The sequence below is a fragment of the Streptomyces sp. NPDC048584 genome, assembly GCF_043199595.1.
Classification (GTDB): Bacteria; Actinomycetota; Actinomycetes; order Streptomycetales; family Streptomycetaceae; genus Streptomyces; species Streptomyces edwardsiae.
In genome coordinates this window covers 890,291-915,628 of sequence record NZ_JBICWF010000001.1, presented here as the reverse complement: position 1 = coordinate 915,628, position 25,338 = coordinate 890,291, and the positions used below count along the sequence as shown (strand labels likewise).

The following is a 25,338-nucleotide window of genomic DNA, read 5'->3' as shown; positions in this document are numbered from 1 at the left end:
CATGACCACCACGCCGACCCTGACGCGCGGACCGCACAAGGCCGCCCACCGGGAGGAGCGGCCCAGCTCCCGCCCGTCGGTCCGCCGGCCCAACTGGGGCGGGGGGCTGGCCGGATGGCTCTGGCTCGCAATCGTCGCCGTACCCCTGTACTGGACCCTCATCACCAGCTTCAAGGACCGCACCCGCTACTACGCGAGCAACCCGCTGGTGCCGACGGGCGACCCGACACTGGAGAACTACCGGCTGGTCGTCGAGTCCGACTTCCTGCGCTACTTCCTGAACAGCGTCGTGGTGACAGCCGGCGCCGTGGTGCCGGCTGTCGTGTTCTCCTTCATGGCGGCCTACGCGATCGTCCGCGGCTGGCGCATGCGGGTCCTGCGTGCCGTGAACGGGCTGTTCCTCATGGGGCTGGCCATCCCGCTGCAGGCGACGGTGATCCCGGTCTACCTGATCATCATCAAACTGCGTCTGTACGACAGTCTGCCGGCGCTGATCCTCCCGTCGATCGCCTTCGCCATCCCGCTGTCCGTGCTGGTGCTCGCGAACTTCATCCGCGACGTGCCCAAGGAACTGTTCGACTCGATGCGGGTCGACGGCGCCACCGAATGGACGACGCTGTGGCGGCTGGCGGCGCCGCTCACCCGGCCGGCCATCCTCACCGTGACCATCTTCAACTCACTGACCATCTGGAACGGGTTCCTGCTGCCGCTGGTCCTCACCCAGAGCCCGGAACGCCGGACCCTGCCGCTCGCCCTGTGGACCTTCCAGGGCCAGTACGGGGTCAATGTCCCCGCCGTGCTCGCCGCCGTCGTCCTCACCACCCTGCCCGTCCTGGTGCTGTACGCCTTCGGACGCCGCCAGCTGCTGAGCGGTCTGACCGCGGGGTTCGGCCGATGACCGGCGCAGGCACGGACCCACTCGCCCACCGGAAAGCGAACGCCGACGTGGCCGTAGAGAACACCCCCGCGAACCCCCTCTGGAACGACCCCACGGCCCCCGTCACCGCGAGGGTCGACGCGTTGATCGACGCGATGACCCTCGAGGAGAAGACCGCCCAGCTGTACGGAGTGTGGGTGGGCGCCTCCGACGAGGGCGGTGAAGTCGCCCCGCACCAGCACGACATGGAGGAGCCCGTCGATCTCGAGGCGCTCCTGCCCACCGGACTCGGCCAGCTCACCCGGCCCTTCGGCACGGTCCCGGTCGATCCCGCCCTGGGCGCGCTCTCCCTGGCCCGTACCCAGAGCCGCATCGTCGCGTCGAACCGGTTCGGCATCCCCGCTCTCGCGCACGACGAGTGCCTGGCCGGCTTCGCCGCCTGGGGCGCCACCGCCTACCCCGTCCCGCTGTCCTGGGGTGCCACCTTCGATCCCGACACGGTACGGCGCATGGCCGCCGCCATCGGTCGCGACATGCGCTCCGTCGGCGTCCACCAAGGCCTCGCACCCGTCCTCGACGTGGTCCGCGACGCCCGCTGGGGCCGGGTCGAGGAGACCATCGGCGAGGACCCGTACCTCGTCGGCACCATCGGCACCGCCTACGTCCAGGGCCTGGAGTCCGCCGGGATCGTCGCCACCCTCAAGCACTTCGCCGGCTACTCCGCCTCCCGGGCAGGACGCAACCTCGCCCCCTCCTCCGTCGGTCCGCGCGAGCGCGCCGACGTCCTGCTGCCACCCTTCGAGATGGCGGTCCGGGACGGCGGAGCCCGGTCCGTGATGAACGCCTACACCGACACCGACGGCATGCCCTCCGCGGCCGACGAGACCCTGCTCACCGAACTCCTCCGCGACACCTGGGGCTTCGACGGCACCGTCGTCGCCGACTACTTCGCCATCGCCTTCCTGAAGACCCTGCACGGCGTCGCCGCCGACTGGGCGGACGCCGCCGGTACGGCACTGCGCGCCGGCATCGACGTCGAACTGCCCAACGTCAGGACCTACGGCGCACCCCTGACCGAGGCCGTCACCGACGGCCGCGTCCCGGAGGAGCTGGTCGACCGCGCCGTGCGCCGGGTGCTCACCCAGAAGGTGATGCTCGGCCTGCTCGACCCGGACCGCGGCCTCGTGCCGGAGGCGCTCGACGGGGCGGACCCGGACGATCCGCAGACCCTGCGCGGCCGGATCGACCTGGACGGGCCACAGAACCGCGCACTGGCCCGTACGCTCGCGGAGGAGGCCGTCGTGCTGCTGAGCAACGACGGCACCCTGCCGCTCGCCGGTCCACGCCGTATCGCCCTGATCGGCCCCAACGCCGACGAACCCGTCGCCGTCCTCGGCTGCTACTCCTTCCCCCAGCACATCGGAGTCCGCCACCCGGGGACACCCCTCGGCATCGAGCTGCCCACCCTGCGCCAGACCCTCGCCGCGGAGTTCCCCGACGCGGAGGTCACGTTCGCCCGTGGCACCGGCGTCGACGACGGGGATCTCTCCGGCCTCGACGAGGCCGCACGGGCGGCGCGCGAGGCGGACGTCGCCCTGGTGGTGCTCGGTGACCGCGCCGGACTCTTCGGCCGGGGCACCAGCGGCGAGGGCTGCGACGTCGCGACGCTGGCCCTGCCCGGCGCGCAGCAGCAACTGCTCGACACCGTGCTCGACTGCGGGACCCCCGTGGTCACCGTGCTGCTCGCCGGACGGCCGTACGCCCTCGGCCGCGCCGTGGCGGAGTCCGCGGCGATCGTGCAGTCCTTCTTCCCGGGTGAGGAGGGCACGCACGCGATCGCCGGGGTGCTCAGCGGCCGGGTCGGCCCCTCCGGACGTCTTCCGGTCGGCGTGCCGCGCGGTCCGGGCTCCCAGCCGGGCACCTACCTCGGGGCGCGGCTCGCGCACGCCACCCAGGTGTCCAGCATCGACCCGACCCCCGCGTTCGCCTTCGGCCACGGCCTGTCCTACACGCGGTTCGACTGGACCGATCTGCTGGTGCTGGTCCAGGAGGCGCCGACGGACGGCGAGTTCGCCCTCTCCTTCACCGTCCGCAACACCGGCGGGCGGCCCGGCACCGAGGTCGTCCAGCTCTATCTGCACGACCCGGTCGCCTCCGTCGTCCAGCCGGTGCAGCGTCTCGTCGGCTACGCCCGGGTCGCGCTGGAGCCGGGCGAGGCCCGGCGCCTCGGTGTCACGGTCCCGGCGGACCTCGCCTCCTTCACCGGCCGCGACGGCCGGCGGATCGTCGAACCGGGCGAGCTGGAGCTGCGGCTGTCCGCCTCCAGCACGGATCCGCGCCTGACGGCCAGGGTCGCGCTGACCGGAGCCGAACGCCACGTGGACCACACGCGGCGCCTGTACGCCACGATCGTGAAGGAGCCGCAGATCACCTGAACCGGGGGCTGCGCGGCGCACGTCAGGGGCGGCGCGCACCCCCGGCCGGCATCACAGCAGGCCGCGCCGGGCGAGGCTGCGCATCAGCGCTCCCACTCCGAACGTCCACGGCGCGGCCTCCTCGCTGGCCACGACGGTGTTGACCAGGGCGCCGAGCGGCGGGCTGGAGATCCGTACGACGTCGCCGTACTCGTGGGTGAAGCCCCCGCCGGGCGTCCGCCGGTCCTCGGTCGGGGCGAACAGCGTGCCCGTGAACAGGACGAAGCCGTCCGGGTACTGATGGTGCGCGCCCTGTGTGGCGGCCACCAGGTCGAGCACGTCGCGGCTGATCTCGCGCAGGGAACTGCTTCCCCGCAGTACATAGCCGTCCGGGCCGTCGATCCGCAGGCCGATGTGGAGCCCGCGTACGGCGTCGAGGCCGAAGCCGTCGTCGAGCAGGCGGACGAACGGGCCGATGGCGCAGGAGGCGTTGTTGTCCTTCGCCCGGGACAGCAGCAGGGCGCTGCGTCCCTCGACGTCCCGGAGGTTGACGTCGTTGCCGAGCGTCGCGCCGCGTACCCGCCCGCGCGAGTCCACGACGAGGACGGCCTCGGGCTCGGGGTTGTTCCACACGGACGAACCGAGTACGCCGATGTCGGCGCCGGTGCCGACCGCGGACAGCACCGGGGCCTTGGTGAACACCTCCGGGTCCGGCCCGATCCCGACCTCCAGGTACTGCGACCACAGCCCTTCGGCGACGAGCAGTTCCTTGGCCCTGGCCGCTTCCGGTGATCCGGGGCGGACCCCGTCGAGCCTGCCGCCCACCACCTGCCCGACGCGGGCCCGCACTCGCGCGGCCTGCGCCGGATCGCCGCCCGTGCGCTCCTCGATGACGCGTTCCAGCAGGCTCCGGGCGAAGGTGACGCCCGCCGCCTTGATCACCTGGAGGTCGACCGGGGCGAGCAGCCGCGGCATGTCACGGCGGCCCGGCACGGCCCGCAGCAGATCGTCCAGGAGCCAGGCGCGTCCGCCGTCGGCATCGCGGACGACGGCCGCCGCGTCGTCGCGTTCCATCAGGTCGGAGACGGTGGGTGCGTGAGCCGTCAGGTCGACGACGTGCTCGCCGCGGACCGCGGCCACACACGGCCCGTCCCCCTCCGGGTCGTGGACGCGCGCGACGAGGGCGGCCCGGCCGGCGTCCTCGGGAAGGACGGAGCCGGCGGTGAGGACCGGACGGGGGCGTGCCGCCGCTGGTTCCACGATCGATGCTCTCCTGGAGGCGAGGGGGGGACGGGTTCAGTGGGAGTCACGGGGGACCTCGTGTCCGCGGCCTCCGCGCAGGAAGCCGAAGTCGGCGCCCCGGTCGGCCTGTTCGACGTGCTGGGTGTAGAGCCAGGTGTAGCCGCCGGTGTGCCGCTCGGTGGGCGGCGTCAACGCCGCCCGGCGCCGGGCGAGTTCGGCGTCGTCCACGTCCAGGCGCAGGCTGCGGTTCGGGACGTCGAGGACGACGGGATCCCCGTCGCGCACCAGGGCGAGCGGTCCGCCGACGGCGGCCTCGGGCGCCACGTGCAGGACCACCGTCCCGTAGCCGGTGCCGCTCATCCGGCCGTCGCACACACGCACCATGTCCGTGACACCGGCCTTCAACAGCTTGGCGGGCAGCGGCACGTTGGAGACCTCGGGCATACCGGGGTAGCCCTTGGGGCCGGCGTTGCGGATCACGACGACGGTGTTCTCGTCGATGTCGAGGTCCGGGTCGTCGGCCACCTCGTGGTACGCCTCCGGGGAGTCGAAGACGCGCGCGGGGCCGCGATGGGTCAGCAGATGCGGTGACGCGGCGGACTGCTTGATCACGGCGCCGTCGGGACACAGGTTGCCGCGGAGGACGGCGATTCCGGTACCGGCGGGCTGGAAGGGGGCGCCGAGGGGGGTGATGACGTCGGAGCCGAAGCGTTCGGCGTGCTCGGTGTCCTCGGCGACGGTGCGCCCGGTGACCGTGACCGGACTCCCGTGCAGCAGCCCGCCGGCCAGCAGTTCGGCCAGGACGGCGGGCAGCCCGCCCGCGTAGCAGAAGTCCTCCATGAGGTAGGTGCCGCTGGGCATCAGGTTGACCAGCGTCGGCACCGCGCGGACCAGCTCGTCGAAGTCGTCGAGGCCCAGTTCCACGCCGACGCGTCCGGCGATGGCGATGAGGTGGATGACGGCGTTGGTGGAGCCGCCGATGGCCGCGTTGACCCGTACGGCGTTCTCGAACGCCTCCCGGGTCAGGATCCGCGAGGGGCGCAGCTCCTCCTCCACCATCCCCACGATGCGCCGCCCCGCCTCCTGCGCCGTCTCCATCCGCCGGGAGTCGACGGCGGGCCAGGCGGCCGAGCCCGGCAGCTGCATGCCGAGCGCCTCGGCCAGGCAGGCCATCGTCGAGGCGGTCCCCATCGTCATGCAGTGCCCGTTCGAACGGGCCATGCATCCCTCGGCGAAGAAGCACTCCTCCTCGGTCATCCGGCCGGTCTTCAGGTCCTCCTCGAACTTCCACACATGCGTGCCGGATCCCACGTCCTGCCCGCGGTACTTGCCGTTGAGCATGGGCCCGCCGGTGACCATGACGGCGGGCAGGTCGACGCTGGCGGCGCCCATCAGCATGGCCGGGGTCGTCTTGTCGCAGCCGGACAGCAGCACCACACCGTCGAGCGGGTTGGCCCGGATCAGCTCCTCGACCTCCATGGCCATGAGGTTGCGGTACAGCATGGCGGTGGGGCGCATCAGCGTCTCGCCGGTGGCCATGGTGGGGAACTGCAACGGCAGACCGCCCGCCTGCCACACCCCCCGCTTGACGGCTTCGGCGACGCGCGTCAGATGGGCGTTGCACGGGGCGAGTTCCGAGGCACTGGTCGCGATGCCGATGACGGGACGCCCGTCGAACACCTCGTGTCCGAACCCCTGGTTGCGCATCCAGGAGCGGTACACCATCCCGCTGCGGCCCTTCGCGCCGAACCATGCCTGACTGCGGCGGTCCGTCCTCGTACCGTCGGTCATAGGGACTCCCGTGGCGTCGGTGCCGGCCGTTGCGGGGTAGGGCGCCGGCGGGCGCGTGCCCGTTGGCCCTACCCTGTGACTCAATCATTAAATGATTCGATGAATGGCGTCCAGAGGGCGAACGGAGATCGTGGTGGACTTCCGGACCCTGCACCAGCGCGTGGCCGACGAGCTCGGCCGGCGCATCGTGGGCGGCGCGTGGGGGCCGGGGGACCCGCTGCCGGTCGAGGACGTCCTCGCGGCCGAGATCGGCGTCAGCCGCGGGGTGTTGCGGGAGGCTGTCAAGTCCCTGGTGGCCAAGGGGATGCTGCGTGTGCGGCCGCGCACCGGTACGCGCGTGCTGGCGCCGGAGCACTGGAACCACCTGGACCGCGACGTACTGCGCTGGAAACAGGCCGGGGACGCCACGGCCCTGCTGCGCGACACGGGCGAACTGCGGCGGATCATCGAGCCCGAGGCGGCCCGGCTCGCCGCCGGGCGGGCCGGCCCCGACGACGTGCGCGCCCTGTACGAGGCCCTGGCCGCCATGGAGGCCGCGGCGGCGGCGCCGGGCCGCGGCGGCTATGTCGAGGCCGACATCGCCTTCCACCGGGCACTGCTCGACGCCGGCGGCAACCGCCTCCTCGGCTCACTGGGCCGCGCCGTCGAGATCGCGCTGGAGCACAGCTTCGTCGTCAGCACCCGGACCCCGGGCGCGGTGGAGGCCTCGCTGCCGGGGCACCGCGCCGTCGTGCGGGCCGTCGAGGCCCGCGATCCCGAGGCGGCCGCGGCCGCCGTACTGGCGATCATCGAATCCGCCGAAGAGGAGATCGCCCGGTCACCCGGAACACCGGACGACGCCGGCTGACCCGTCAGGGCCGCGACGCCGTGTCGTCCCCGGCGACGGTGGAGTACGCCCCCCCCCACGCGTGCCGTCGTCCTCGCCCTCGCGGGCGTCGGGGAACAGCGGGTCGGAGTCCAGCCGGAGCGTACCGCCGGTGACCCGGCAGAAGCGGTGCGGTTCGTCGGCGTCGCGACCACGCTCTCCACGAGCCGTGGTGACCGATCGGGCCTGTACGACGGGGCACAGGCCACCCGCGTCGAGCGGCCTGCCGCGCGGCGGGCCGAGACGACGACGAAGACAGGGCCCGGGTCGTCGTGACCCGGGCCCTCTCCCGTGTTTCCGGAGCGAGTGCGCTACTCCGCGGCGACCGGCACGGTCTTCGCGGGTTCCGTCTTCCAGCCGACCCAGCGGGAGCACACCGCCACCAGGACCGCGCAGACCGCGACCACCGCCATGCCGGTGGTCAGATCGGTGCGGCCGGCGATGAAACCGATCAGAGCGGGGCCCGCCAGCAGGCCCGTGGTGCCCATCGCGGCGACCAGAGCCAGCGCGCCCGGACCCTCCGCGGCCGCGGCGACATAGAGACAGGGCGTCACCGTCGCCATGCCCAGGCCGACGCAGGCGAAGCCGATGAGCGCCGGCCAGGTACCGCCGGCCAGCAGGGCGAGGGCGAGACCGGTGCCGGCCATCGTGCTGCCCACCCGCACCATGACCGGGTCGCCCCAGCGGTTCCGCCAGCCGTCGCCCAGGAGGCGGGCCAGCACCATCATCACGGAGACGACGGCGATCCCCAGCGGCGCCAGCCGGCCCGACGCGCCGGTCTCCTCCGTCAGATAGAGCGCCGACCAGTCGTTCATGGCCCCCTCGACGACCGTGCCGAACACCATGGCACAGCCCAGGACGAGCGCCGCGCGCGAGGCACCGGACACACTACTGAGCCCCTTCTTCTCCTCCTTCACGGCGGTGTCCGGGGAGGACGGCGCGTCCGCCAGCACCCGCGGCTTCGACCCCGCCAGCAGCAGCACCCCCACCCCCGCCGCCACCGCGAAGTGCGCGGTCACCGAGTGCGTGACGGTGTTCACCCCGGAGGCCAGCAGCGCGCCCCCGAGCGACCCTCCGCTGAACGTCGCGTGCAACTGGGCCATCGCGGCCCGCCCGTAATGGGCCTCCAGCGCCGCACCCTGCGCGTTCATGGCGACATTCAGACAGCCGACGGCGATTCCGTCGACCAGGATCACCAGCAGAGCGAGCGGATAGCTGTCCGTCACGGCCAGCACGGGCAGCACCGCCGCGAGGCCCAGCGCGGAGAAGAGAGCCAGCCGCCGCGCCCCCAGCCGCGCCATCAGCGGTGCGACCAGCGGGAACGACACCGCCGCCCCGACCCCGGCGGCCATCAGCAGCAGCCCCACTTCCGTGCCGCTCAGATCGAAGCGGTCCTTGAGAGCGGGCAGCCGGGACGCCCAGGTGGCGTACTGGAAGCCGAGGAAGAAGAACAGGGTGGCGATCGCCAGTTGGTCACGGCGGAAATCGCCGAGGGTGGGCAGCATGGGCGTTCAGGACCCCTCTTCCGGGCCGCCGGAGCGGTCGTACTGGACCGGGCAGGACATGTAGACGGCGCCGTCGCCGTACTCTCCGTGGAGCTCGACCGCCGGTTCGGGCCCAAAGCCGTGCCCGGACCAGAAGCCGCCCGTGCCGCCGACGGCGACCAGGGAGATCCACTCGAAGGACGACCGCGCCGCCGTCACCGTGAGCTGCCGCAGCAGTCTGCTGCCCAGCCCCCTGCCGCGCAGATCGTCCGCGATCACGAGGTCGTGCAGATGCAGATTGCGGGAGTCGTACGCCCGCTCCTCCGGCCGGGACAGATCCGGGTACCGAAAGCGGGGGTAGGGCAGGGCGAGCACATAGCCGGCGACCCGGTCACCGGCCTCCAGGACGAAACACGTCCCCGGGGAGACCCGCCCCCGGGACCGCAGCGCCTCGACGCCCTCGGACAGCGAGGCCGAGGCGTACACCTCGGCCTCCAGGGCGGCGATGCGCGGCCAGTCGTCCTCGGCGATCCGGCGTATCCGCACGTCGGGGCCGTCACCGCCCACGCAGACGCGGGGGAGCGGGCCGAAGCCGTTGAAGCCCTCGGTCGTATAGCTGGCGGCGTACGCGCCGGCGGACATCACCCACACCGGGTCGCCCGACGCGACCGCACTCGGCACCCTCACCCGCCGGTGCTCATGGGCGTAGGCGTCGTCGCTGTCGCAGGTGGGACCCGCCACCACGACCGGCACCAGACCGGCGGCGGCCGGGTCCGGATGGCTCGGGAAGACGAGCGGGTAGCGCACCTCGTCCATCTCGTACAGGCCGTTGAACTTGCCGCAGCTCAGATACAGCCAGTGCTCCCGCTCCCCGTCCGGCCCGAACCGGGACGTCAGCCGGGCGACGTGCGCCCGGATCGCGCCGTGGTCGGCCACCAGATGGCGCCCCGGCTCGATGACGAACTCCAGGGGCCGGGGCGACAGTTCGGTCAGCCGCTCCATGCCCTCCCGGAGCACGGCGAAGATCTTGTCCAGCGGAGGGTCGAGCCGTTCACCCCGCCGGTCGAAGTAGCCGAGCGCCGGCAGACCGCCGCCGAGGTTCACATGGTCCGGCACGATCCCGTGGCCGTGCAGCGCCGTGAGGACGTCGGCGAGCGTCACGAACGCCTGCTGCCACGCCTCGGCGGTCATCTGCTGCGACCCGACGTGCACCGACAGCCCCGACGGGACCAGCCCCGCGTCCCGCGCGGCCGTCAGCACCCGTACGGCGTCGTCCGCCGAGCATCCGAACTTACGGCTCAGCCCCCACAGCGCGCCCTCGCCGCTGGTCGCCAGCCGGCAGAACACCCGGCCACCCGGCGCGTGCTCGGCCAGCGCCGCCACGTCCTCCACACTGTCCGTGGCGAAGTCCCGGACACCGAGCCGGTACGCCCGCGCGATGTCCCGGTCCGACTTCACGGTGTTGCCGTAGTGGATCCGGTGCACGGGCACACCCGTCGCCAGCGCCCCGGAGATCTCCCGGGGACTCGCCGCGTCGAAACCGGCGCCACAGCGCGCCAGCCGCTCCAGCACCTCCTCCACGGGGCACGCCTTCATTGCGAACCGCACGTCCACACCCGGCAGTTCGGCCGTCAGCGCGTCGTACTGGCCGGCGATCCCGTCGAGGTCGTAGACGAGCGCGTCCTCGGTGCCGGCCGCGAGGGCGGCGCGCAGGGCCGCGTTCACCGGAGCGCGCCCCGGCTCGCGTGCACGAGGGCCTCCCAGGCGCCGATCAGCACCACGAAGTCCTCGGTGTCCAGCGCGGCCTCGTCCAGCAGCCGCTCCCGGTCCGCCGTCATCACCCGCGCGAACTCGGCGTACTTTCCGCCGAGTCGGCCGTAGGCCGCCGCGACCGTGTCCAGGCGCCGCTCGTTCTCCGTACGGTCCAGGCGCACGCTCTCGGCGAGGAACGCGGCGAACGGCACCGGGTCGAGGCGTCCGCTCTCGTCCAGCAGCGTGTCGCCCGCGCCGGCCATCCGCTCGTAGACGTGGTGCAGATAGAGCATGGACAGCAGGAACTTCACGAACCGTGTCTGGTACGCCAGGAATCCGGCATGGGTGCGGCGTTCGCCGGTGTAGTAGTTCTCGATGTGCCGGTTGTGCAGGACACCGGGCAGGGCGGCGTCGTACACGGCGTGGATGAGGAAGTAGTCGCTGCCGATCGTGTCGGTGGCGGGCGGCAGCGGCAGCCGCTCGTACACGCCCCGGTCGAACGCGATGTTGGACATGTCGACCCGCATCGGGTCGACCAGCGTCAGCGTCGAGCGGTCGCCCGTGAAGGGCAGCATCCCGGCGCCCTTGAAGGAGTCCTCGACCAGCTCACGCCTCTGTTCGGCCGACCAGTGGCCGGGTGCCCACAGGCCCACGACCTCGTCGTACACCTCCTTGTCCAGCTCCTGGATGCCGCCGATGTCGACGGAGAGCTCGCCGATGAACGAGGCGCCCACCATCGACACGGGCCGGTGCGCGATCGCCGGGTCGAGCGACACCTCCGTCACCTGGCCACTCGCCTCGGCGGCGGGCCTGCTCAGGGAGGCCAGCTCGTGGTGGATCGGGTAGACGGGCTCGCCGTCGAAGACCTGGTAGTCGCAGTCGGAGTCGCGCCGGTGCACCGAACGGCAGCCGAGTGCCGCCGCGAGGAGGAACGCCCGGTTGGTGCAGGCACCGTACGACAGCTTCTCCGGGAGCATCAGGTCGAGGACCCGATCCGGCTCCGGAAGCGCGGCCCCGTCGACGGCGCGGCGCAGGAAGTCCCGCTGGGCCGCCTCGTCGAGGTGGTGCACGACGACGCCCGGCACCTCGGGGAGGGCGGTGACCGTACGGGCGTGGGCCTCGCGGGTCCGCTCGTCGGAGGAGTCCAGGATCAGCAGCCGCACCTCGACGCCGAAGTTCTGTGCGGCGTAGGCGGCTTCCGCCCCCATGGCGGTGATGGTCGCGGAGCACTCCCGGTTGGTCGGGAGGCTCAGGCATATCCGGTCCATGTCGGTTCCCCGCCTCATCGTGTCCGCTCGTGCCAGGCGTCCAGGCCCAGCAACTTGCGTCCCAGCTCGTCGAGTTCGGCGGGCCCGTAGCGCAGGGACTCATGCTTCACCGCGTCGCCGAGCAGGGTCCCGTTCCACTCCGGGGTGCTCAGCGTGCGCCAGGACTCCACCCGGGAGCGGCGCAGCTCCTCGTGCTCCTCGATGGCCGGCATCATCGACAGGTACTGCACCGCGCGCACCCCGTCGGCCGAGCTGTTGGGGGCTACGCCGTGCGCCAGCATCCCGTTGAAGATCAGCAGATCGCCGGCCTTCAACTGAGGTCGTACAACCGGGAATTCGGTGCGGTCGGCGCCGGGACGGATGGGGTCCCGGTCGGCGGGCTGGCCCACCTTCCACTCCTCGAACCGGTGGAAGAGCTCCGGAGAGCACTGGAAGCCGCCCTCGTCCGGCTGGGTGTCGGTGAGCGCGATGATGCCCTGCACCCGCTGCGGCGGCACGCTCGCCGTGGTGTCCACGTCCCAGTGGAGTTCGATGTCGAACCCCTCGTCCGTGGGATCGATCAGGGAACGGGAACGGTTCCTCACATTGGGCGGGTTGAGGTTGAGCCGGTCCAGGGTGACCCACAGCTCCTCGCAGTCCCAGACGTCCACGAACGCGTCGTAGACCCGGCGGGCCTGCCTGCTGTCCCAGATCAGCTGGTGATGGTAGGCCTCGACGAAGCCGTAGACGAACAGGTCACGGTCGAGGTCCGAGCGGAACGTGCGCTCCTCGTACCAGGTCTCGGGGCGCTGCGGGTCGAGGCCCTGGAAGTCCCAGGCGAACTCCAGCAGCAGCTTGGCCGCGTCGGGGGTGATGGCCTCCGGCACCACGACATAGCCGTGGTTCTGCCAGGACGCGAACTGCTCCTCGGAGAGCACCCGCAGCGGCAGGTCCTTGCTCAGATGCCGCAGCTGCGTCCCGGCGAGATAGGCCTCACCGTCGGCGCTGAAGTAGGGGCGCCCGGAAGCGGCGCGATGTAAAAAGCGGTGGTGCGTCGTCATGCGGTACTCCGAAGATCGGGATCTCTCACGGCATGCGGAAAGTGGGAAGGGATGGAGTCGGTGGCCGGCCGGTGCTACGACAGACCCGTGCGCCCCGTCAGCACCTCGGCGGCGGCGATGCCCGACACCCGCGTCGCGCCGTGCGTCGCCAGATACACCGCGCCGGGGCGCCGGCCGGCGGGAACGCCCATCTCCACGACGAAGGCGTCGGGCCGGCTGCGGACCAGACCGGTGAGCGCGCGGGACATCCAGCCGTAGCGGGCGGCGTCCCGGACCACCACGACCAGCGGACGGCCGTCCGCCGGCCGCAGTACGAGCCGGTCCAGCAACTCGACCTCGCCGCTCTGGAGTTGCTGTTCACCCAGCCGTACGGACGTGGTGCCCGGGCACATCGTCCGCAGCGGTTCCGCCACACCCCACGGGGTCGCGGGATCGATGGCGGGGGTGGTGGCGGGGGAGAGCTCCACCACATGGGGCGTGCCCACGAGCGGGAACCCGGTGTCACGGCCGGGCTGTTGGTGCACCCGGACGGCCCGCCGGGCCGCCGCGAGACCGAGACCGGGCGTGCCCAGGGCGCCGGAGGACGAGGGCCCGGGTGCGTCGCGGCGCAGCGTGCCCGCCCACCTCGCGAACTCCCGCACCCGGCCGGCCGCTTCCGCGAGCCGCCGCTCCGGCAGCCGCCCGTCCCGTACGGCGTCCACCAGCGCGTCGGCCAGCAGGGCCGTGGTCTCCTCGGCGGCGCTCCCGCCGCCGACGCAGACCGCGTCCGCACCGGCGGCGACGGCCCGGACGGCGGCGCCCGGTACGCCGTAGCGGTCGGCCACGGCACCCATCTCGACGGCGTCGGTCACGATCAGCCCGGTGAAACCGAGTTCACCGCGCAGCAGATCGCCCACGACGGGGCGGCTCAGGGTCGCCGGCCACCGGTCGTCGTAGGCGGGTACGAGGAGATGCGCCGTCATCACGGCCCGCACCCCGGCGTCCATCGCGGCGATGAACGGCGGCAGCGCCGTCAGCGCCAGGGTCCCCGCGTCGGCCGAGACCCGCGGCAGCCCCAGATGGGAGTCGACCACGGTGTCGCCGTGGCCCGGGAAGTGCTTGGCGCACGCGGCGACCCCCGCCGACTGCAGCCCCCGCACCCACGCGGCGGCATGCCGGGAGACGACATCGGGGCGCGCTCCGAAGGAACGCACGCCGATCACCGGATTGAGCGGATTGGTGTTGACGTCGGCGCTCGGCGCGTAGTTCAAGGTGACGCCGAGAGCGTGCAGTTCCCGGCCGACGTCCCGCGCCACCTGCTCGGTGACATCGATGTCGTCCAGTGTGCCGAGCGCCAGATTGCCCGGCCGGGACGCCCCGGTACGGGCCTCGAGCCGGGTGACGTCGCCCGCCTCCTCGTCGACGGCGACGACGAGTTCCGGGTTCTCGGCGTACAGGGCGGCGGTGAGTGCCGCCACCTGCTCGGGGCCGTGGATGTTGCGCCCGAACAGAACGACCGAGGCGAGCCCTTCGGAGATCCGGCGGCGCACCCAGTCGGGCACCGTCGTTCCCTCGAAGCCCGGCTGGAGCACGGAGTGCGCCCACCGCAGCAGTCGCGGGTGGCTGCTCTCGGCCATGCGGTGCCTCCGTGCAGGGTTGCGCAAGCGGCGGTTGTCGGGAGGAACCCGCCACGACTGGTTCAGACCATTGGGATGTTGGACTGGACCAATGGGCCGTGTCAAGGAATGCCCTTTCGGTGCGGCGCCCGAACCACCCCGAGATGGAGGCATGGTGCGAGGGAACCGCCCGGTCAGGGACCCGGCCGCGTCAGCGTCGCCGTGAATTTGTAGCGCGACCCCCGGTACACCGAGCGGACCCACTCCACCGGCGTTCCGGTCTCGTCCCGCGAGTGACGGGACAGCAGCAGCATCGGCAGCCCCACGTCCGTGGCGAGCAGTCCCGCCTCCCGGGGTGTCGCCGGCGAGGTCTCGATGGTCTCGTCGGCCTCCGCCGGCCGTACCCCGTACACCTCGGCGAGCGTGGTGTAGAGCGAGGTGTACCGGCCGAGGTTGCGGCGCAGCTCGGGGAAGCGCCGGTCGGACAGATGGGTCGCCTCGATCGCCATCGGCTCCCCGCCGGCCAGCCGCAGCCGTTCGATGCGCAGCACCTTGTCCCGCGGCTCCACCTCCAGCAGCGCCGCGAGCTCCGCGCCGGCCGCGATGTACCCGATGTCCAGCACCTGGGAGGTCGGGCGCAGCCCCTGTGCCCGCATGTCCTCCGTGTACGAGGTCAGCTGGAGCGTGCGGTAGACCTTCGGGCGGGCGACGAACGTGCCCTTGCCCTGGATCCGGTCGAGGCGGCCCTCGCCGACCAGTTCCTGGAGTGCCTTGCGGATGGTGGTGCGGGAGGTGCGGAACTCGACGGCGAGCAGGCGCTCGGCCGGCATCGGTGCGCCCGGCGCGCGCTCGTCGGTCATCTGCAGTAACCGCTGCTTGATGCGGTAGTACTTCGGAACGCGCCCGATACGGCCCGGCGCCCCCGTGTCGGCCTGGGCGCTGCTGACGTCCGTGCTCATGACCTGCCTTCCGGCTGCGGTGTGCGGCGCGCGGACGGCAGGTGCCGGCCGCGGTGCACGTCGGCGGACGGCCGGGTTCGGCGCCGCACGCTCGGCGATCCCGTTATAACGGTGCGTTCTCGCTTTGGTCTAGTCCAAGCGTCAACCCGTCCCTGTTTGTGCGGAGTTCTGGCCCTCGCCAGGGGTGACGAAGCCGTTATCCAGGCGTGAGTTCACGACCCTTGACAGAGCCATAGGTCTAGGCCAAGCTCCCCTTGCTGGTCTAAACCATTTAGAGGAAGCCGGGTCCCAGCCCGCCGAGCTGTTGCGCCGCTGTGGGGGTCACCGCCGAGGGCGTGGGTGTGGAAGGCATTCCTGAGGAGGGGTGGCGCGTGAAGCGCAAGCTGATAGCCGCGATCGGGGTCGCGGGCATGCTGTTCTCCGTCGCGGCGTGCGGCGGCGACGACGGTGACGACGGCAAGAAGGCCGGTGCGGACGGGTACGCCGGCGAGACGCTCACCGTATGGGTGATGGACGGCTCGTCGCCGGACCAGTGGCAGAAGGACCTGGGCGCCGAATTCGAGAAGAAGACCAAGGCGAAGGTCAAGTTCGAGGTCCAGCAGTGGAACGGCATCCAGCAGAAGCTGACCACCGCGCTGTCCGAGGAGAACCCGCCCGACGTCTTCGAGATCGGCAACACGCAGACCCCGGCCTACGCCAAGACCGGCGGCCTCGCCGACCTCGCCGACCTCAAGTCCGAGATCGGCGGCGAGTGGACCGAGTCCCTCAACAACTCGTCCGTCTTCGAGGGCAAGCAGTACGCGGCGCCGTGGTACTTCGCCAACCGTGTCGTCCTCTACAACAAGAAGGTGTGGGCGGACGCGGGGATCAAGGACACCCCCAAGACCCGCGACGAGTTCTACGACGCGCTCAAGACGATCGGTGAGAAGACCGACGCCGAGCCCATCTACCTGCCGGGCCAGAACTGGTACCACTTCGTCGGCCTGGTGATCGGCGAGGGCGGCGAACTGGTCAAGAAGGACGGCGACAAGTACGTCTCCAACCTCGACGACCCGAAGGTCGCCGCGGCCGCCGAGACGTACAAGAAGTTCCAGGCGCTGTCCAAGGCCCCCAAGGACAAGGACGAGGCCACCCCCCAGCAGGGTGAGGTCTTCGCCAAGGGCAAGACCGGCTCCTTCATCGGCATGGGCTGGGAAGCCGGCATCGCGATCAAGGCCAACCCGGCCATCGAGAAGGAGATCGGCTACTTCACCATCCCCGGTGTCACGGCCGACAAGCCCGAGGGTGTCTTCCTCGGCGGCTCCAACCTCGCCGTCGCCGCGGGCAGCAAGAAGCAGGACCTCGCCAAGGAGTTCCTGAAGCTCGCCCTCTCCGACAAGTACGAGGGCGAGCTGGCCAAGCTCAACGGCGTCATCCCCAACAAGGAGTCGCTGCAGAGCAACCTCAAGGGCAACGCCCCCGCCGAGGCAGCGGCGCCGGCCGCCGCGGTCGGCGGCACCACGCCGCTGATCCCCGAGTGGGCCGCCGTCGAGAACGCGCCCAACCCGATCAAGACGTACCTCACCGCCGTCCTGAACGGCAAGTCCCCGGCCGAGGCAGCCAAGCAGGTCGAGGGCGAGTTCAACAAGCGCCTGGCGCAGCAGCAGTAACAGCGCACGCGCTCCGACCGGGGCGGGGGCCGGCCACGCGACGGCCCCCGCCCCGCGTTGAGCACGCCGAGAAGAGAGATCGCGAGCATGACCGTGCAGACCGAACGGCCGCCCTCCGGCCCGGCGGACGTCCGCAAGTCGGACGACACAGGATCCGGCGGGCCGAAACCGAGAGCCGCGTCGCGTGCCGGCGCCCTCGTCCCGTACCTCCTGCTGCTGCCCGCCGTCGCGGCCACCGTGCTGCTGCTCGGCTGGCCGCTGCTGAAGGACGTACTGCTGTCGTTCCAGAACCTCAACATGGCGCAGCTGATCCAGCACGTCACCGAGTGGAACGGCATCGAGAACTACAAGCAGGTCCTCACCGGCGAGGACTTCTGGCGGGTCACCGTACGCTCCATCCTGTTCACGGCGGTCAACGTCGCCCTGACCATGCTCTTCGGAGCGCTGGCCGGTCTGCTGCTCGCCCGCCTCGGCAAGCGCATGCGGTTCACCCTGATGCTGGGCCTGGTGCTCGCCTGGGCCATGCCGGTGGTCGCCGCCACCACGGTCTACCAGTGGCTGTTCGCGCAGCGCTTCGGCGTCGTCAACTGGGTCCTGGACAAGCTCGGCTGGCACTCCATGGCCGACTACAGCTGGACCAGCAGCCAGATGTCGACGTTCTTCGTCGTCACCCTGCTGATCGTCTGGATGTCCGTCCCGTTCGTCGCGATCAACCTCTACGCCGCGACGACCACCATCCCCGCCGAACTCTACGAGGCGGCCTCCCTCGACGGCGCCGGCGCCTGGCGCAGCTTCACCACGGTCACCCTGCCGTTCCTGCGGCCGTTCCTCTACGCCACCACGTTCCTGGAGATCATCTGGATCTTCAAGGCGTTCGTCCAGGTCTTCACCTTCAACGGCGGCGGCCCCGACCGGCTCACCGAGATCCTGCCCGTCTACGCCTATGTCGAGGGTGTCGGCAACCAGCACTACGGCATGGGTGCCGCCATCGCCGTACTGACCATCCTGATCATGCTCGGCCTGACCGCCTACTACCTCAGGATCGTGCTCAAGCAAGAGGAGGACGAGCTGTGAAGCGCTCGCTCTTCGGCCGCGTGTGGCCCAACGTCACTGCCGTCGTCATGTTCGCCGTCTGCCTCTTCCCCGTGTACTGGATGTTCTCCACGGCGTTCAAGCCGACCGGAGACATCATCTCGGAGACCCCCGTCTGGTTCCCGACGAACATCACGTTCGAGCACTTCAGGACGGCGACGGGGGCCGAGCACTTCTGGACGTTCGTCCGCAACTCGCTGACCGTCACCTGCCTGGCCGTCCTCTTCTCCCTGATCATCGCGCTGGCCGGCTCCTTCGCCCTGGCCCGTATGCGGTTCAAGGGGCGGCGCGGCTTCATCATCGGATTCATGCTCGCCCAGATGGCGCCCTGGGAGGTCATGGTCATCGCGATCTACATGATCGTGCGCGACAGCTCGATGCTGAACAGCCTGGTGCCGCTCACGGCGTTCTACATGATGATGATCCTCCCCTTCACCATCCTGACGCTGCGCGGCTTCGTCGCCGCCGTGCCGAAGGAGCTGGAGGAGTCGGCGATGGTCGACGGCTGCACCCGCGGCCAGGCGTTCCGCCGGGTCATCCTGCCGCTGCTCGCGCCGGGACTGATGTCGACCTCCATGTTCGGCTTCATCACCGCGTGGAACGAGTTCCCCCTCGTCCTGGTCCTCAGCAAGGAGTCCGGGGGCGCGCAGACCCTGCCGCTGTGGCTGTCCAGCTTCCAGACCCAGTTCGGCGACGACTGGGGCGCGACCATGGCCGCCTCCTCCCTGTTCGCCATCCCGATCCTGATCCTCTTCGTCTTCCTGCAGCGCAAGGCCGTCAGCGGCCTCACCGCGGGCGCCGTGAAGGGATAACGCCACCCGATGACGACATTCACCACCGGCACCGACACCCTCACCCGGGACGCGCTCGCCGTACTGCAGCCGGGCTTCGCCGGCACCACCGCGCCCGACTGGATCCGCCGCCGGCTCTCCGAGGGCCTCGCCTCCGTCGCCCTCTTCGGCCGCAACGTCGCCACCGCCGAGCAGGTCACCGCCCTCACCGCCCAACTGCGCGCCGAGCGGGACGACCTGCTGGTCGCCATCGACGAGGAGTCCGGCGACGTCACCCGCCTGGAGGTCCGTACAGGCTCCTCCTTCCCCGGCAACCACGCCCTCGGCGCGGTCGACGACACCGGCCTGACCCGTGGCGTCGCCCGTGAACTGGGCCGCCGGCTCGCCGAATGCGGTGTCAACTTCAACTGGGCCCCGTCCGCCGACGTCAACGCCAACCCGGACAACCCGGTGATCGGCGTACGGTCCTTCGGCGGCGACACCGCCCTGGTCGCCCGGCACACCGCCGCCTACGTCGAGGGCCTGCAGTCGACCGGCGTCGCCGCCTGCACCAAGCACTTCCCCGGCCACGGCGACACCAGCGTCGACTCGCACCACGCGATCCCGCACATCGACCTCGACGCCACCACGCTGCACGAGCGTGAACTCCAGCCGTTCCGGGCGGCGATCGCGGCCGGCACCCGCGCCGTGATGAGCGCGCACATCCGCGTCCCGGTCCTCGACCCGGACCGCCCGGCCACGCTCTCCCGCCGCATCCTCACCGATCTGCTGCGCGGCGAACTCGGCTACGAGGGCCTCATCGTCACCGACGGCATGGAGATGCGCGCCATCTCCGGCACATACGGTCTCGAACACGGGGTGGTCCTCGCCATCGCGGCCGGCGCCGACGCGATCTGCGTGGGCGGCGGACTGTGCGACGAGGGCACCGTCCAGAGTCTTCGGGACGCCCTGGTCGGCGCCGTACGTTCCGGTGAACTCCCCGAGGAACGGCTCGCGGACGCGGCCGCGCGGGTGCGTGCGCTGGCCGACTGGACCGCGGGCGTACGGCGCTCCCCGGCCGCGGCCGTCGCACCCGAACCCGAGATCGGCCTCACCGCGGCCCGCCGCGCGGTGACCGTCACCCGCGCCGCCGCCTCCGCGCCGGTGACGGGACCGGTGTACGTGGCCACCTTCAACCCGGCCCCGAACATCGCCGTGGGCGACGAGACGCCGTGGGGAGTCGGAACGGAGCTGGAGCGGCTGCTGCCGGGCACGGTCACCGGTTCCTTCACGGGTCCCGACGCCGGCAGGCAGGCGCTGGAGGCCGCGGCGGGGCGGCGCGTCGTCGCCGTGGTCCGTGATGAACACCGGCACCCGTGGATGCGTACGGCCGTGGACACCCTGCTCGCCGCCGACCCTTCCACGGTGGTGGTGGAGATGGGCGTACCGCAGTCACCGCCGCGGGGCGCCGTGCACATCGCGACGTACGGGGCGGCGCGGGTGTGCGGGGTGGCGGGGGCGGAGGCGGTCGTGGGGGGCTGATCCGCCGGGGCCAGGGGGCGTCGCTCGAACCGGGGCCGGCCGGCTCGGGTGGGCGACGCCTGGAGCCCGGCCGAGTGGCGCGGGACGATCCCCCCTACGGATGGATCTTCCCTCCCTCGGCGAGCATCGCGACGAACTTCTCGATCCGGGCCGCGCGGGTCCCGGGGCGCTTGGCCTCCTGGATCCGGTGCAGGATCGCGTAACGGTTGCGGCTGTCGAGGGTGCCGAAGAAGTCGGCGGCTCCGGGTGTCGCGTCCAGCGCGGCCCGGAGGTCGTCGGGGACGGTCGCCGTGCTCTGGCTCGCGTAGGCGGCCTCCCAGCGGCCGTCCGCCCGGGCGCGCTCGACCTCGCGGAGACCGGCGGGGCGCATACGGCCCCGCTCGATGAGGTCGAGGGCCTTGTCGCGGTTGACGGCCGACCAGCGGCTGCGCGGGCGGCGGGGGGTGAAGCGCTGGATCCAGTGGGTGTCGTCGAGCCCCTTCTTGTGCCCGTCGATCCACCCGTAGCAGAGCGCGGACTCGAGTGCCGTCGGGTAGTCGACCCCGGTGATCCCGGACCCCTTCCTGGGAATCCGCAACCACACGCCGTCGAAGTCCCCCTGATGCTCCTCGAGCCAGGCCTCCCACTCGGCCTGCGTCCCGAAAGCGAGCACCTGTCCCGCAACCCCACTCACGTCACCAGCCATACGCCTATGCAACCGGCCCGGGCGGCGCGGGTCAACGAGGTTCTTCCGCTGGATTCAGCCCCTCCGGCGCTTGAGGAGCGGGGTCCGGGGCGGAGCCCCAGGACCGGGACGGGAAGGGGCGGCGGGGGCGAAAACACCACCCGCCCGCACCCCCGCCCACCCCCACGATGGCGGAGCGTGTCATATTGGGCCGATCGGGTGACCATGCGTAAGAATTGCCCGATGCAGACAGCCAGCACCACAGGGGACGGAGCATGCCGGTGAACAGCCACGATGTCACCGACGAACAGTGGCAGGGCCTAGCCCAGGTCGTCCCCCTGAGAGGCCGAGACGCCTGGCCGTCCGCCGTGACCCACCGCACCCGCCCCGAAGCGGAGACGGAGGCCCGCCGCCGCTTCGTGGTCCTCCGCGTCAACGTCTTCGCCGACGCCCGGGACGTGGCCGAGACCCTGATGTCCGGCATACCGGTCCTCCTCGACCTCACCGGCGCGGAATCCGAAACCGCCAAACGCGTCCTCGACTTCAGCACAGGCGTCGTCTTCGGCCTCGCCAGCGGCATGCACCGGGTCGACCGCAACGTCTTCCTGCTCACCCCCGCCGGCACCGAGGTCACGGGCCTGATGGAGGGTCTGGGAACCCCGGGAGCCTGAGCACGTCCTCCGATCGTGGGACGGGACGCCAAGCGGAACGGTTCGCCTCACCCCCGGCCCCGTAGCGTCCCGCCCATGACCACGGCCCCACCGCCCCGCAGCAGCCGCCCCCCGCTCCCACGCATCACCGAACTGCGGCTGTCCGCCTTCGCCACCCACCGCGCCGCCCGCCTCCCCCTCGGCCCGCTCACCCTGCTCACCGGCCCCAGCGGAAGCGGCAAGACCAGCGCCTTACGGGCGTACGAGGCCCTCGCCCGCCTCGGCGGCGGCGCCGAACTGGGCGAGGCCTTCCCGGAACCCGGCGCCTGCGTTCCGGAGCGGGCCCGCGCCGATGCCCAGCGCCGCCGCGGCTTCCGCATCGGCTGTACGGCCGACGGCCCCGAGGGACCCGTCCGGCTGGAGGTCGCCGTACAGGCCGAACCCGCGCTGCGGATCGCGGGGGAGCGGCTCACCGCGGACGGGACGACCCTGCTGGAGACCGCCCTGCGCGACCCCGGTCGGCGCACCGTGCAGGCGGCCTGGCACACGGCGGGGGCCGCGCCGGTGACCCGCGCCCCGCTGCCCGACGACCGGCTCGGCACCGCGCTGCTGCCGCTGCGCGTCGCCGGCAAGACCCCCGGACAGCGCAGGGTGCTCGCCGCCGCCGAGCAGATGGTCGTCGCCCTGCGCTCCGTCTTCCCCTGCGACCCCCGCCCCGAGCGGATGCGCGGCCCCGTCCCGGCCGGCACCGGCCGGCTGCTCGGCGGCTGCGACAACCTCGCCGACGTCCTGTGGCGCACCCGCGCCGAGTGCGGACGCCGGCACGCCCTGCTCGTGGACGCGGTGCGCGCCGGATGCGCCGGCCCCGTCACCGACCTGCTCGCCGAGCCGTACGACACCGGGCGCCTGGTCCGCGCCCTCCTCGACCGGGGCGACGGCAGCCGTACGGAACTGCGCCGCCTCGGCGACGGCGAACTCCGCTACACCGCCCTCGCCCTGGTGCTGCTCACCGGCCCCGGTGTGCTGGAGGTCGACGCGCCCGGTGAGGTCCCCGCCGCGCTCCAGACCCTCACGGTCCTCGCCGACGAGCTCGACCGGGCGCTCGATCCGGGACAGCGGGGCGAACTGCTGCGGCTGGCGGCGCGGATGTGCGAGCGCGGGCACATCCGGCTGATGGGAGCGTCGAGCGATGCCTCCTGGGCGGCGGGGGTGAGCGGAGTGACGGTGGTACACCTGAACCGTGACTGATCCCCACGACCTCGCCGCACTCCGGCACCGGCTCGCCGAGTTCGCCGCCACCCGGAACTGGCAGCCGTACCACACCCCCAAGAACCTCGCCGCCGCGCTCAGCGTGGAGGCGTCCGAACTCCTGGAGATCTTCCAGTGGTTGACGCCGGAGGAGTCGGTCCGTGTCCTGGACGACCCGGACACCGCGCACCGCGTCCATGACGAGGTCGCCGATGTCCTCGCGTATCTCCTCCAGTTCTGCGAGGTGCTGGGCGTCGACCCACTGGAAGCACTGTCCGCGAAGATCGACCGCAACGAGCGAAGGTTCCCGGCGGAGACTCCGAATGGCGACTCTGGGTAACCATCAATCGACATTCACCCATGCCATTGTCCGAAGATTTCGGTCTTCCACTGGCTTTTAGTATCAGATGCCTTAACTCTGGGTAGTGAACAAGGGAGTGCAACGGATGCGGACGCGTGGGCAGCGCGTCGGACAGACGGGGGCAGCGCATGGACGCTGTGCGGCTCATCGTGACAAGCAGACACGCCCTGGCCGTGAGCGGCGACGTACGGGAACTGCTGACGGAGGTGTGGCAGGCGCAGGCACTGGCGCAGGCGATAGGGAGCCGCCTCGCCGTCGCCGGGCCGCCCGAACTGAGAGGTGAGGCACTGGGGCTGACCGAACTGGCGGGCCGCGGCTGCGGAGTGCTGGGCAGGCCGGAACTGGCCCCGGGGGAACTGCGCGCGGCACACCTCACCGAACTGGGCGACCCCCGCCCGGTCCTGCTGCACCTGGGCGGCCTGCTGGGCGAGGTGGGCATCGTCCTGGTGGGCCTGGCCTGCTCGGCGGAGGACGAGTCGACCTACTGGCAGTGCATGGAAGCCATAGACGCGGCAGACGAATCCCGGGACAGAACCCAACAGATGCTGCAAACCCTGACAACCCGAGAACGAGAACCCAGCTGACCTCCCGCACGGTGCCGCAGGCCGCCACCCCCACCCCCCTCCGCTCCCGCGGGGGTCGTGCCGCACGGCGGCGATCCCACCACCACCCCCTGCGCTCCCGCGGGCAGTCGTGCCGTAGGAAGGCGAACCCTCCCGCCTTTCGCTCCCGCGGGGGTCGCCGCAGGACGGCGAACCCACCTCTCCCTCCGCTCCCGCGGGCAGTCGTGCCGCAGGGCGCCGCCCCCACACCCGTCCCTTGCGCTCCCGCGGGGGTCGTGCCGCACGGCGGCGATCCCACCCCCACCCCCTCCGCTCCCGCGGGCAGTCGTGCCGCAGGGCGGCACGGGTGGGCGCGACGGCACCCCGTCGGCGCCGGGCTGCGCAACCTCCCCCGGCCCGCACCACCAGGGAGCACCCCAACGGCGCCGGGCGGCGCCACACCCCCCGCCCGCAAACCCCGCCCCGCGCACAAACGTGCAGGATGGACCCATGGACCTCCGCATCTTCACCGAGCCCCAGCAAGGCGCCACCTACGACACCCTCCTCACCGTGGCCAAGGCCACAGAATCCCTCGGCTTCGACGCCTTCTTCCGCTCGGACCACTACCTCGCCATGGGCGACAGCACCGGCCTCCCCGGCCCCACGGACGCCTGGATCACCCTCGCCGGCCTCGCCCGCGAAACCACCCGCATCCGCCTCGGCACCCTCATGACCGCAGCCACCTTCCGTCTTCCCGGCGTCCTCGCCATCCAGGTCGCCCAGGTCGACCAGATGTCCGGCGGCCGTGTCGAACTCGGCCTCGGAGCAGGCTGGTTCGAGGAGGAGCACAAGGCGTACGGCATCCCCTTCCCCAAGGAGAAGTTCGCCCGCCTCGAAGAGCAGCTGGAGATCGTCACCGGCCTGTGGGCGACCGAGAGGGGCCAGACCTTCGACCACCACGGCACCCACTACGACCTCACCAAGTCCCCGGCGCTCCCCAAGCCCACCCAGCCCAGGGTCCCGGTCCTCATCGGCGGCCACGGCGCCACCCGCACCCCGCGCCTCGCGGCCCGCTACGCGGACGAGTTCAACATGCCCTTCGCCTCCGTCGAGGACACCGCACGCCAGTTCGGCCGGGTCCGCGACGCCGCGAAGGAGGCCGGCCGTGACCCGGGCGACCTCGTCTACTCCAACGCGCTCGTCGCCTGCGTCGGCAAGGACGACCAGGAGGTCGCCCGCCGCGCCGCCGCGATCGGCCGCGAGGCCGACGAACTCAGGACCAACGGCCTGGCGGGCTCCCCGGCCGAGGTCGTCGACAAGATCGGCCGCTACGCCGAGACCGGCTCCACCCGCTTCTACCTCCAGATCCTCGACCTGCACGACCTCGACCACCTGGAACTGATTTCCGCCGAGGTCCAGTCCCAGCTGTCGTAGCGCGCCGTACCCCCACCCACGGGAACCGGGGCCGTCCGTCCCCACGCGACGGACGGCCCCGCCCCATGCCCACCCCCCACCGAAATTCCCGGAACACCC

At 71.8% G+C, this 25,338-nt stretch carries 21 protein-coding genes and 1 pseudogene; 12 read left to right on the top strand and 10 right to left on the bottom strand.

The features are described 5' to 3' along the window. Nucleotide 1 precedes the first annotated feature (1 nt). A complete protein-coding gene (locus ACGFR9_RS03840; protein WP_393202618.1) occupies nucleotides 2-898 on the top strand; it encodes a carbohydrate ABC transporter permease in 897 nt (298 codons plus the stop codon). Beyond that, nucleotides 895-3,312 carry a beta-glucosidase gene (locus tag ACGFR9_RS03835; RefSeq protein ID WP_393202616.1) on the top strand — a complete coding sequence of 806 codons (2,418 nt, stop codon included), beginning with the start codon at nucleotides 895-897 and terminating at the stop codon, nucleotides 3,310-3,312. Before ACGFR9_RS03840 ends, ACGFR9_RS03835 begins: the two co-directional genes overlap by 4 nt. Before the next feature lie 51 nt (nucleotides 3,313-3,363). Here the strand turns inward: ACGFR9_RS03835 and ACGFR9_RS03830 are convergent, their stop codons facing one another. Both ACGFR9_RS03830 and ACGFR9_RS03825 read right to left on the bottom strand, forming a co-directional pair. Further along, nucleotides 3,364-4,551, bottom strand: coding sequence for a fumarylacetoacetate hydrolase family protein (locus tag ACGFR9_RS03830; protein ID WP_393202614.1), 1,188 nt, complete (start codon nucleotides 4,549-4,551; stop codon nucleotides 3,364-3,366). Between the two features lie 36 nt (nucleotides 4,552-4,587). After that, a complete protein-coding gene (locus ACGFR9_RS03825; RefSeq protein WP_393202613.1) occupies nucleotides 4,588-6,324 on the bottom strand; it encodes an IlvD/Edd family dehydratase in 1,737 nt (578 codons plus the stop codon). 103 nt (nucleotides 6,325-6,427) lie between these two features. Here ACGFR9_RS03825 and ACGFR9_RS03820 point away from each other — a divergent pair, with 103 nt between their 5' ends. Then, entirely contained in the window at nucleotides 6,428-7,171 is a 744-nt protein-coding gene (locus tag ACGFR9_RS03820) for a FadR/GntR family transcriptional regulator (RefSeq protein WP_393202612.1), read from the top strand. A 329-nt stretch (nucleotides 7,172-7,500) separates the two neighbouring features. On the opposite strand, the gene ACGFR9_RS03815 is transcribed toward ACGFR9_RS03820, so the two are convergent. The 7 genes and pseudogenes from ACGFR9_RS03815 to ACGFR9_RS03785 all read right to left on the bottom strand — a co-directional run bounded on the left by ACGFR9_RS03815 (nucleotide 7,501) and on the right by ACGFR9_RS03785 (nucleotide 15,287). Beyond that, nucleotides 7,501-8,694, bottom strand: coding sequence for an MFS transporter (locus ACGFR9_RS03815; RefSeq protein ID WP_393202611.1), 1,194 nt, complete (start codon nucleotides 8,692-8,694; stop codon nucleotides 7,501-7,503). A 6-nt stretch (nucleotides 8,695-8,700) separates the two neighbouring features. Further along, nucleotides 8,701-9,159 (bottom strand): GNAT family N-acetyltransferase, encoded by a 459-nt coding sequence (locus tag ACGFR9_RS03810; protein ID WP_393202776.1) that lies wholly within the window; start codon nucleotides 9,157-9,159, stop codon nucleotides 8,701-8,703. 75 nt (nucleotides 9,160-9,234) lie between these two features. Next, nucleotides 9,235-10,437, bottom strand: a pseudogene (locus ACGFR9_RS03805) (type III PLP-dependent enzyme); the annotation flags it as partial. Beyond that, nucleotides 10,395-11,693 (bottom strand): DUF6271 family protein, encoded by a 1,299-nt coding sequence (locus tag ACGFR9_RS03800; protein WP_393202610.1) that lies wholly within the window; start codon nucleotides 11,691-11,693, stop codon nucleotides 10,395-10,397. The pseudogene ACGFR9_RS03805 and the gene ACGFR9_RS03800, both read right to left, overlap by 43 nt. 14 nt (nucleotides 11,694-11,707) lie before the next feature. Further along, the gene (locus ACGFR9_RS03795) at nucleotides 11,708-12,733 is read right to left on the bottom strand and encodes a phytanoyl-CoA dioxygenase family protein (RefSeq protein WP_393202609.1); all 1,026 of its coding nucleotides are present in this window, start codon (nucleotides 12,731-12,733) and stop codon (nucleotides 11,708-11,710) included. Between the two features lie 74 nt (nucleotides 12,734-12,807). Continuing rightward, nucleotides 12,808-14,349, bottom strand: a complete 1,542-nt coding sequence (locus ACGFR9_RS03790; RefSeq protein WP_393202608.1) for a glycoside hydrolase family 3 protein — start codon at nucleotides 14,347-14,349, stop codon at nucleotides 12,808-12,810. Nucleotides 14,350-14,522: 173 nt separating this feature from the next. Beyond that, nucleotides 14,523-15,287, bottom strand: a complete 765-nt coding sequence (locus ACGFR9_RS03785) for a GntR family transcriptional regulator (RefSeq protein ID WP_393202606.1) — start codon at nucleotides 15,285-15,287, stop codon at nucleotides 14,523-14,525. 371 nt (nucleotides 15,288-15,658) lie between these two features. On the opposite strand from ACGFR9_RS03785, the gene ACGFR9_RS03780 reads away from it, so the two are divergent. The 4 genes from ACGFR9_RS03780 to ACGFR9_RS03765 all read left to right on the top strand — a co-directional run bounded on the left by ACGFR9_RS03780 (nucleotide 15,659) and on the right by ACGFR9_RS03765 (nucleotide 20,340). Next, on the top strand, nucleotides 15,659-16,936 hold the full coding sequence (locus ACGFR9_RS03780; RefSeq protein ID WP_393202604.1) for an extracellular solute-binding protein: 1,278 nt from the start codon (nucleotides 15,659-15,661) through the stop codon (nucleotides 16,934-16,936). A gap of 87 nt (nucleotides 16,937-17,023) precedes the next feature. Next, entirely contained in the window at nucleotides 17,024-18,010 is a 987-nt protein-coding gene (locus tag ACGFR9_RS03775) for a carbohydrate ABC transporter permease (RefSeq protein ID WP_393202602.1), read from the top strand. Beyond that, nucleotides 18,007-18,840, top strand: coding sequence for a carbohydrate ABC transporter permease (locus tag ACGFR9_RS03770; protein WP_393202600.1), 834 nt, complete (start codon nucleotides 18,007-18,009; stop codon nucleotides 18,838-18,840). The genes ACGFR9_RS03775 and ACGFR9_RS03770 overlap by 4 nt, the downstream gene beginning before the upstream one ends. 9 nt (nucleotides 18,841-18,849) lie before the next feature. Next, nucleotides 18,850-20,340, top strand: a complete 1,491-nt coding sequence (locus tag ACGFR9_RS03765; protein ID WP_393202598.1) for a glycoside hydrolase family 3 N-terminal domain-containing protein — start codon at nucleotides 18,850-18,852, stop codon at nucleotides 20,338-20,340. A 94-nt stretch (nucleotides 20,341-20,434) separates the two neighbouring features. Here ACGFR9_RS03765 and ACGFR9_RS03760 read toward each other — a convergent pair whose 3' ends face one another. Then, a complete protein-coding gene (locus ACGFR9_RS03760; RefSeq protein WP_393202596.1) occupies nucleotides 20,435-21,025 on the bottom strand; it encodes a YdeI family protein in 591 nt (196 codons plus the stop codon). A gap of 254 nt (nucleotides 21,026-21,279) precedes the next feature. On the opposite strand from ACGFR9_RS03760, the gene ACGFR9_RS03755 reads away from it, so the two are divergent. The 5 genes from ACGFR9_RS03755 to ACGFR9_RS03735 all read left to right on the top strand — a co-directional run bounded on the left by ACGFR9_RS03755 (nucleotide 21,280) and on the right by ACGFR9_RS03735 (nucleotide 25,239). Further along, the gene (locus ACGFR9_RS03755) at nucleotides 21,280-21,675 is read left to right on the top strand and encodes a cell division protein SepF (protein ID WP_393202594.1); all 396 of its coding nucleotides are present in this window, start codon (nucleotides 21,280-21,282) and stop codon (nucleotides 21,673-21,675) included. 75 nt (nucleotides 21,676-21,750) lie between these two features. Further along, on the top strand, nucleotides 21,751-22,902 hold the full coding sequence (locus tag ACGFR9_RS03750) for an ATP-binding protein (protein WP_393202592.1): 1,152 nt from the start codon (nucleotides 21,751-21,753) through the stop codon (nucleotides 22,900-22,902). Continuing rightward, a complete protein-coding gene (locus tag ACGFR9_RS03745; protein WP_393202591.1) occupies nucleotides 22,895-23,242 on the top strand; it encodes a nucleotide pyrophosphohydrolase in 348 nt (115 codons plus the stop codon). The genes ACGFR9_RS03750 and ACGFR9_RS03745 overlap by 8 nt, the downstream gene beginning before the upstream one ends. A gap of 149 nt (nucleotides 23,243-23,391) precedes the next feature. Then, nucleotides 23,392-23,847, top strand: coding sequence for a DUF6099 family protein (locus ACGFR9_RS03740; protein WP_393202589.1), 456 nt, complete (start codon nucleotides 23,392-23,394; stop codon nucleotides 23,845-23,847). Between the two features lie 468 nt (nucleotides 23,848-24,315). Further along, entirely contained in the window at nucleotides 24,316-25,239 is a 924-nt protein-coding gene (locus tag ACGFR9_RS03735) for an LLM class F420-dependent oxidoreductase (RefSeq protein ID WP_393202587.1), read from the top strand. Nucleotides 25,240-25,338 lie beyond the last annotated feature (99 nt).

What these genes read in the sequence shown, in the direction of transcription:
- ACGFR9_RS03840 (WP_393202618.1), top strand. Translation starts at nt 2, where the DNA reads ATGACCACCACGCCGACCCTGACGCGCGGACCGCACAAGGCCGCCCAC.
- ACGFR9_RS03835 (WP_393202616.1), top strand. Translation starts at nt 895, where the DNA reads ATGACCGGCGCAGGCACGGACCCACTCGCCCACCGGAAAGCGAACGCC.
- ACGFR9_RS03825 (WP_393202613.1), bottom strand. Translation starts at nt 6,324, where the DNA reads ATGACCGACGGTACGAGGACGGACCGCCGCAGTCAGGCATGGTTCGGC.
- ACGFR9_RS03820 (WP_393202612.1), top strand. Translation starts at nt 6,428, where the DNA reads ATGGCGTCCAGAGGGCGAACGGAGATCGTGGTGGACTTCCGGACCCTG.
- ACGFR9_RS03815 (WP_393202611.1), bottom strand. Translation starts at nt 8,694, where the DNA reads ATGCTGCCCACCCTCGGCGATTTCCGCCGTGACCAACTGGCGATCGCC.
- ACGFR9_RS03800 (WP_393202610.1), bottom strand. Translation starts at nt 11,693, where the DNA reads ATGGACCGGATATGCCTGAGCCTCCCGACCAACCGGGAGTGCTCCGCG.
- ACGFR9_RS03795 (WP_393202609.1), bottom strand. Translation starts at nt 12,733, where the DNA reads ATGACGACGCACCACCGCTTTTTACATCGCGCCGCTTCCGGGCGCCCC.
- ACGFR9_RS03790 (WP_393202608.1), bottom strand. Translation starts at nt 14,349, where the DNA reads ATGGCCGAGAGCAGCCACCCGCGACTGCTGCGGTGGGCGCACTCCGTG.
- ACGFR9_RS03785 (WP_393202606.1), bottom strand. Translation starts at nt 15,287, where the DNA reads ATGAGCACGGACGTCAGCAGCGCCCAGGCCGACACGGGGGCGCCGGGC.
- ACGFR9_RS03775 (WP_393202602.1), top strand. Translation starts at nt 17,024, where the DNA reads ATGACCGTGCAGACCGAACGGCCGCCCTCCGGCCCGGCGGACGTCCGC.
- ACGFR9_RS03765 (WP_393202598.1), top strand. Translation starts at nt 18,850, where the DNA reads ATGACGACATTCACCACCGGCACCGACACCCTCACCCGGGACGCGCTC.
- ACGFR9_RS03760 (WP_393202596.1), bottom strand. Translation starts at nt 21,025, where the DNA reads ATGGCTGGTGACGTGAGTGGGGTTGCGGGACAGGTGCTCGCTTTCGGG.
- ACGFR9_RS03755 (WP_393202594.1), top strand. Translation starts at nt 21,280, where the DNA reads ATGCCGGTGAACAGCCACGATGTCACCGACGAACAGTGGCAGGGCCTA.
- ACGFR9_RS03750 (WP_393202592.1), top strand. Translation starts at nt 21,751, where the DNA reads ATGACCACGGCCCCACCGCCCCGCAGCAGCCGCCCCCCGCTCCCACGC.
- ACGFR9_RS03740 (WP_393202589.1), top strand. Translation starts at nt 23,392, where the DNA reads ATGGACGCTGTGCGGCTCATCGTGACAAGCAGACACGCCCTGGCCGTG.
- ACGFR9_RS03735 (WP_393202587.1), top strand. Translation starts at nt 24,316, where the DNA reads ATGGACCTCCGCATCTTCACCGAGCCCCAGCAAGGCGCCACCTACGAC.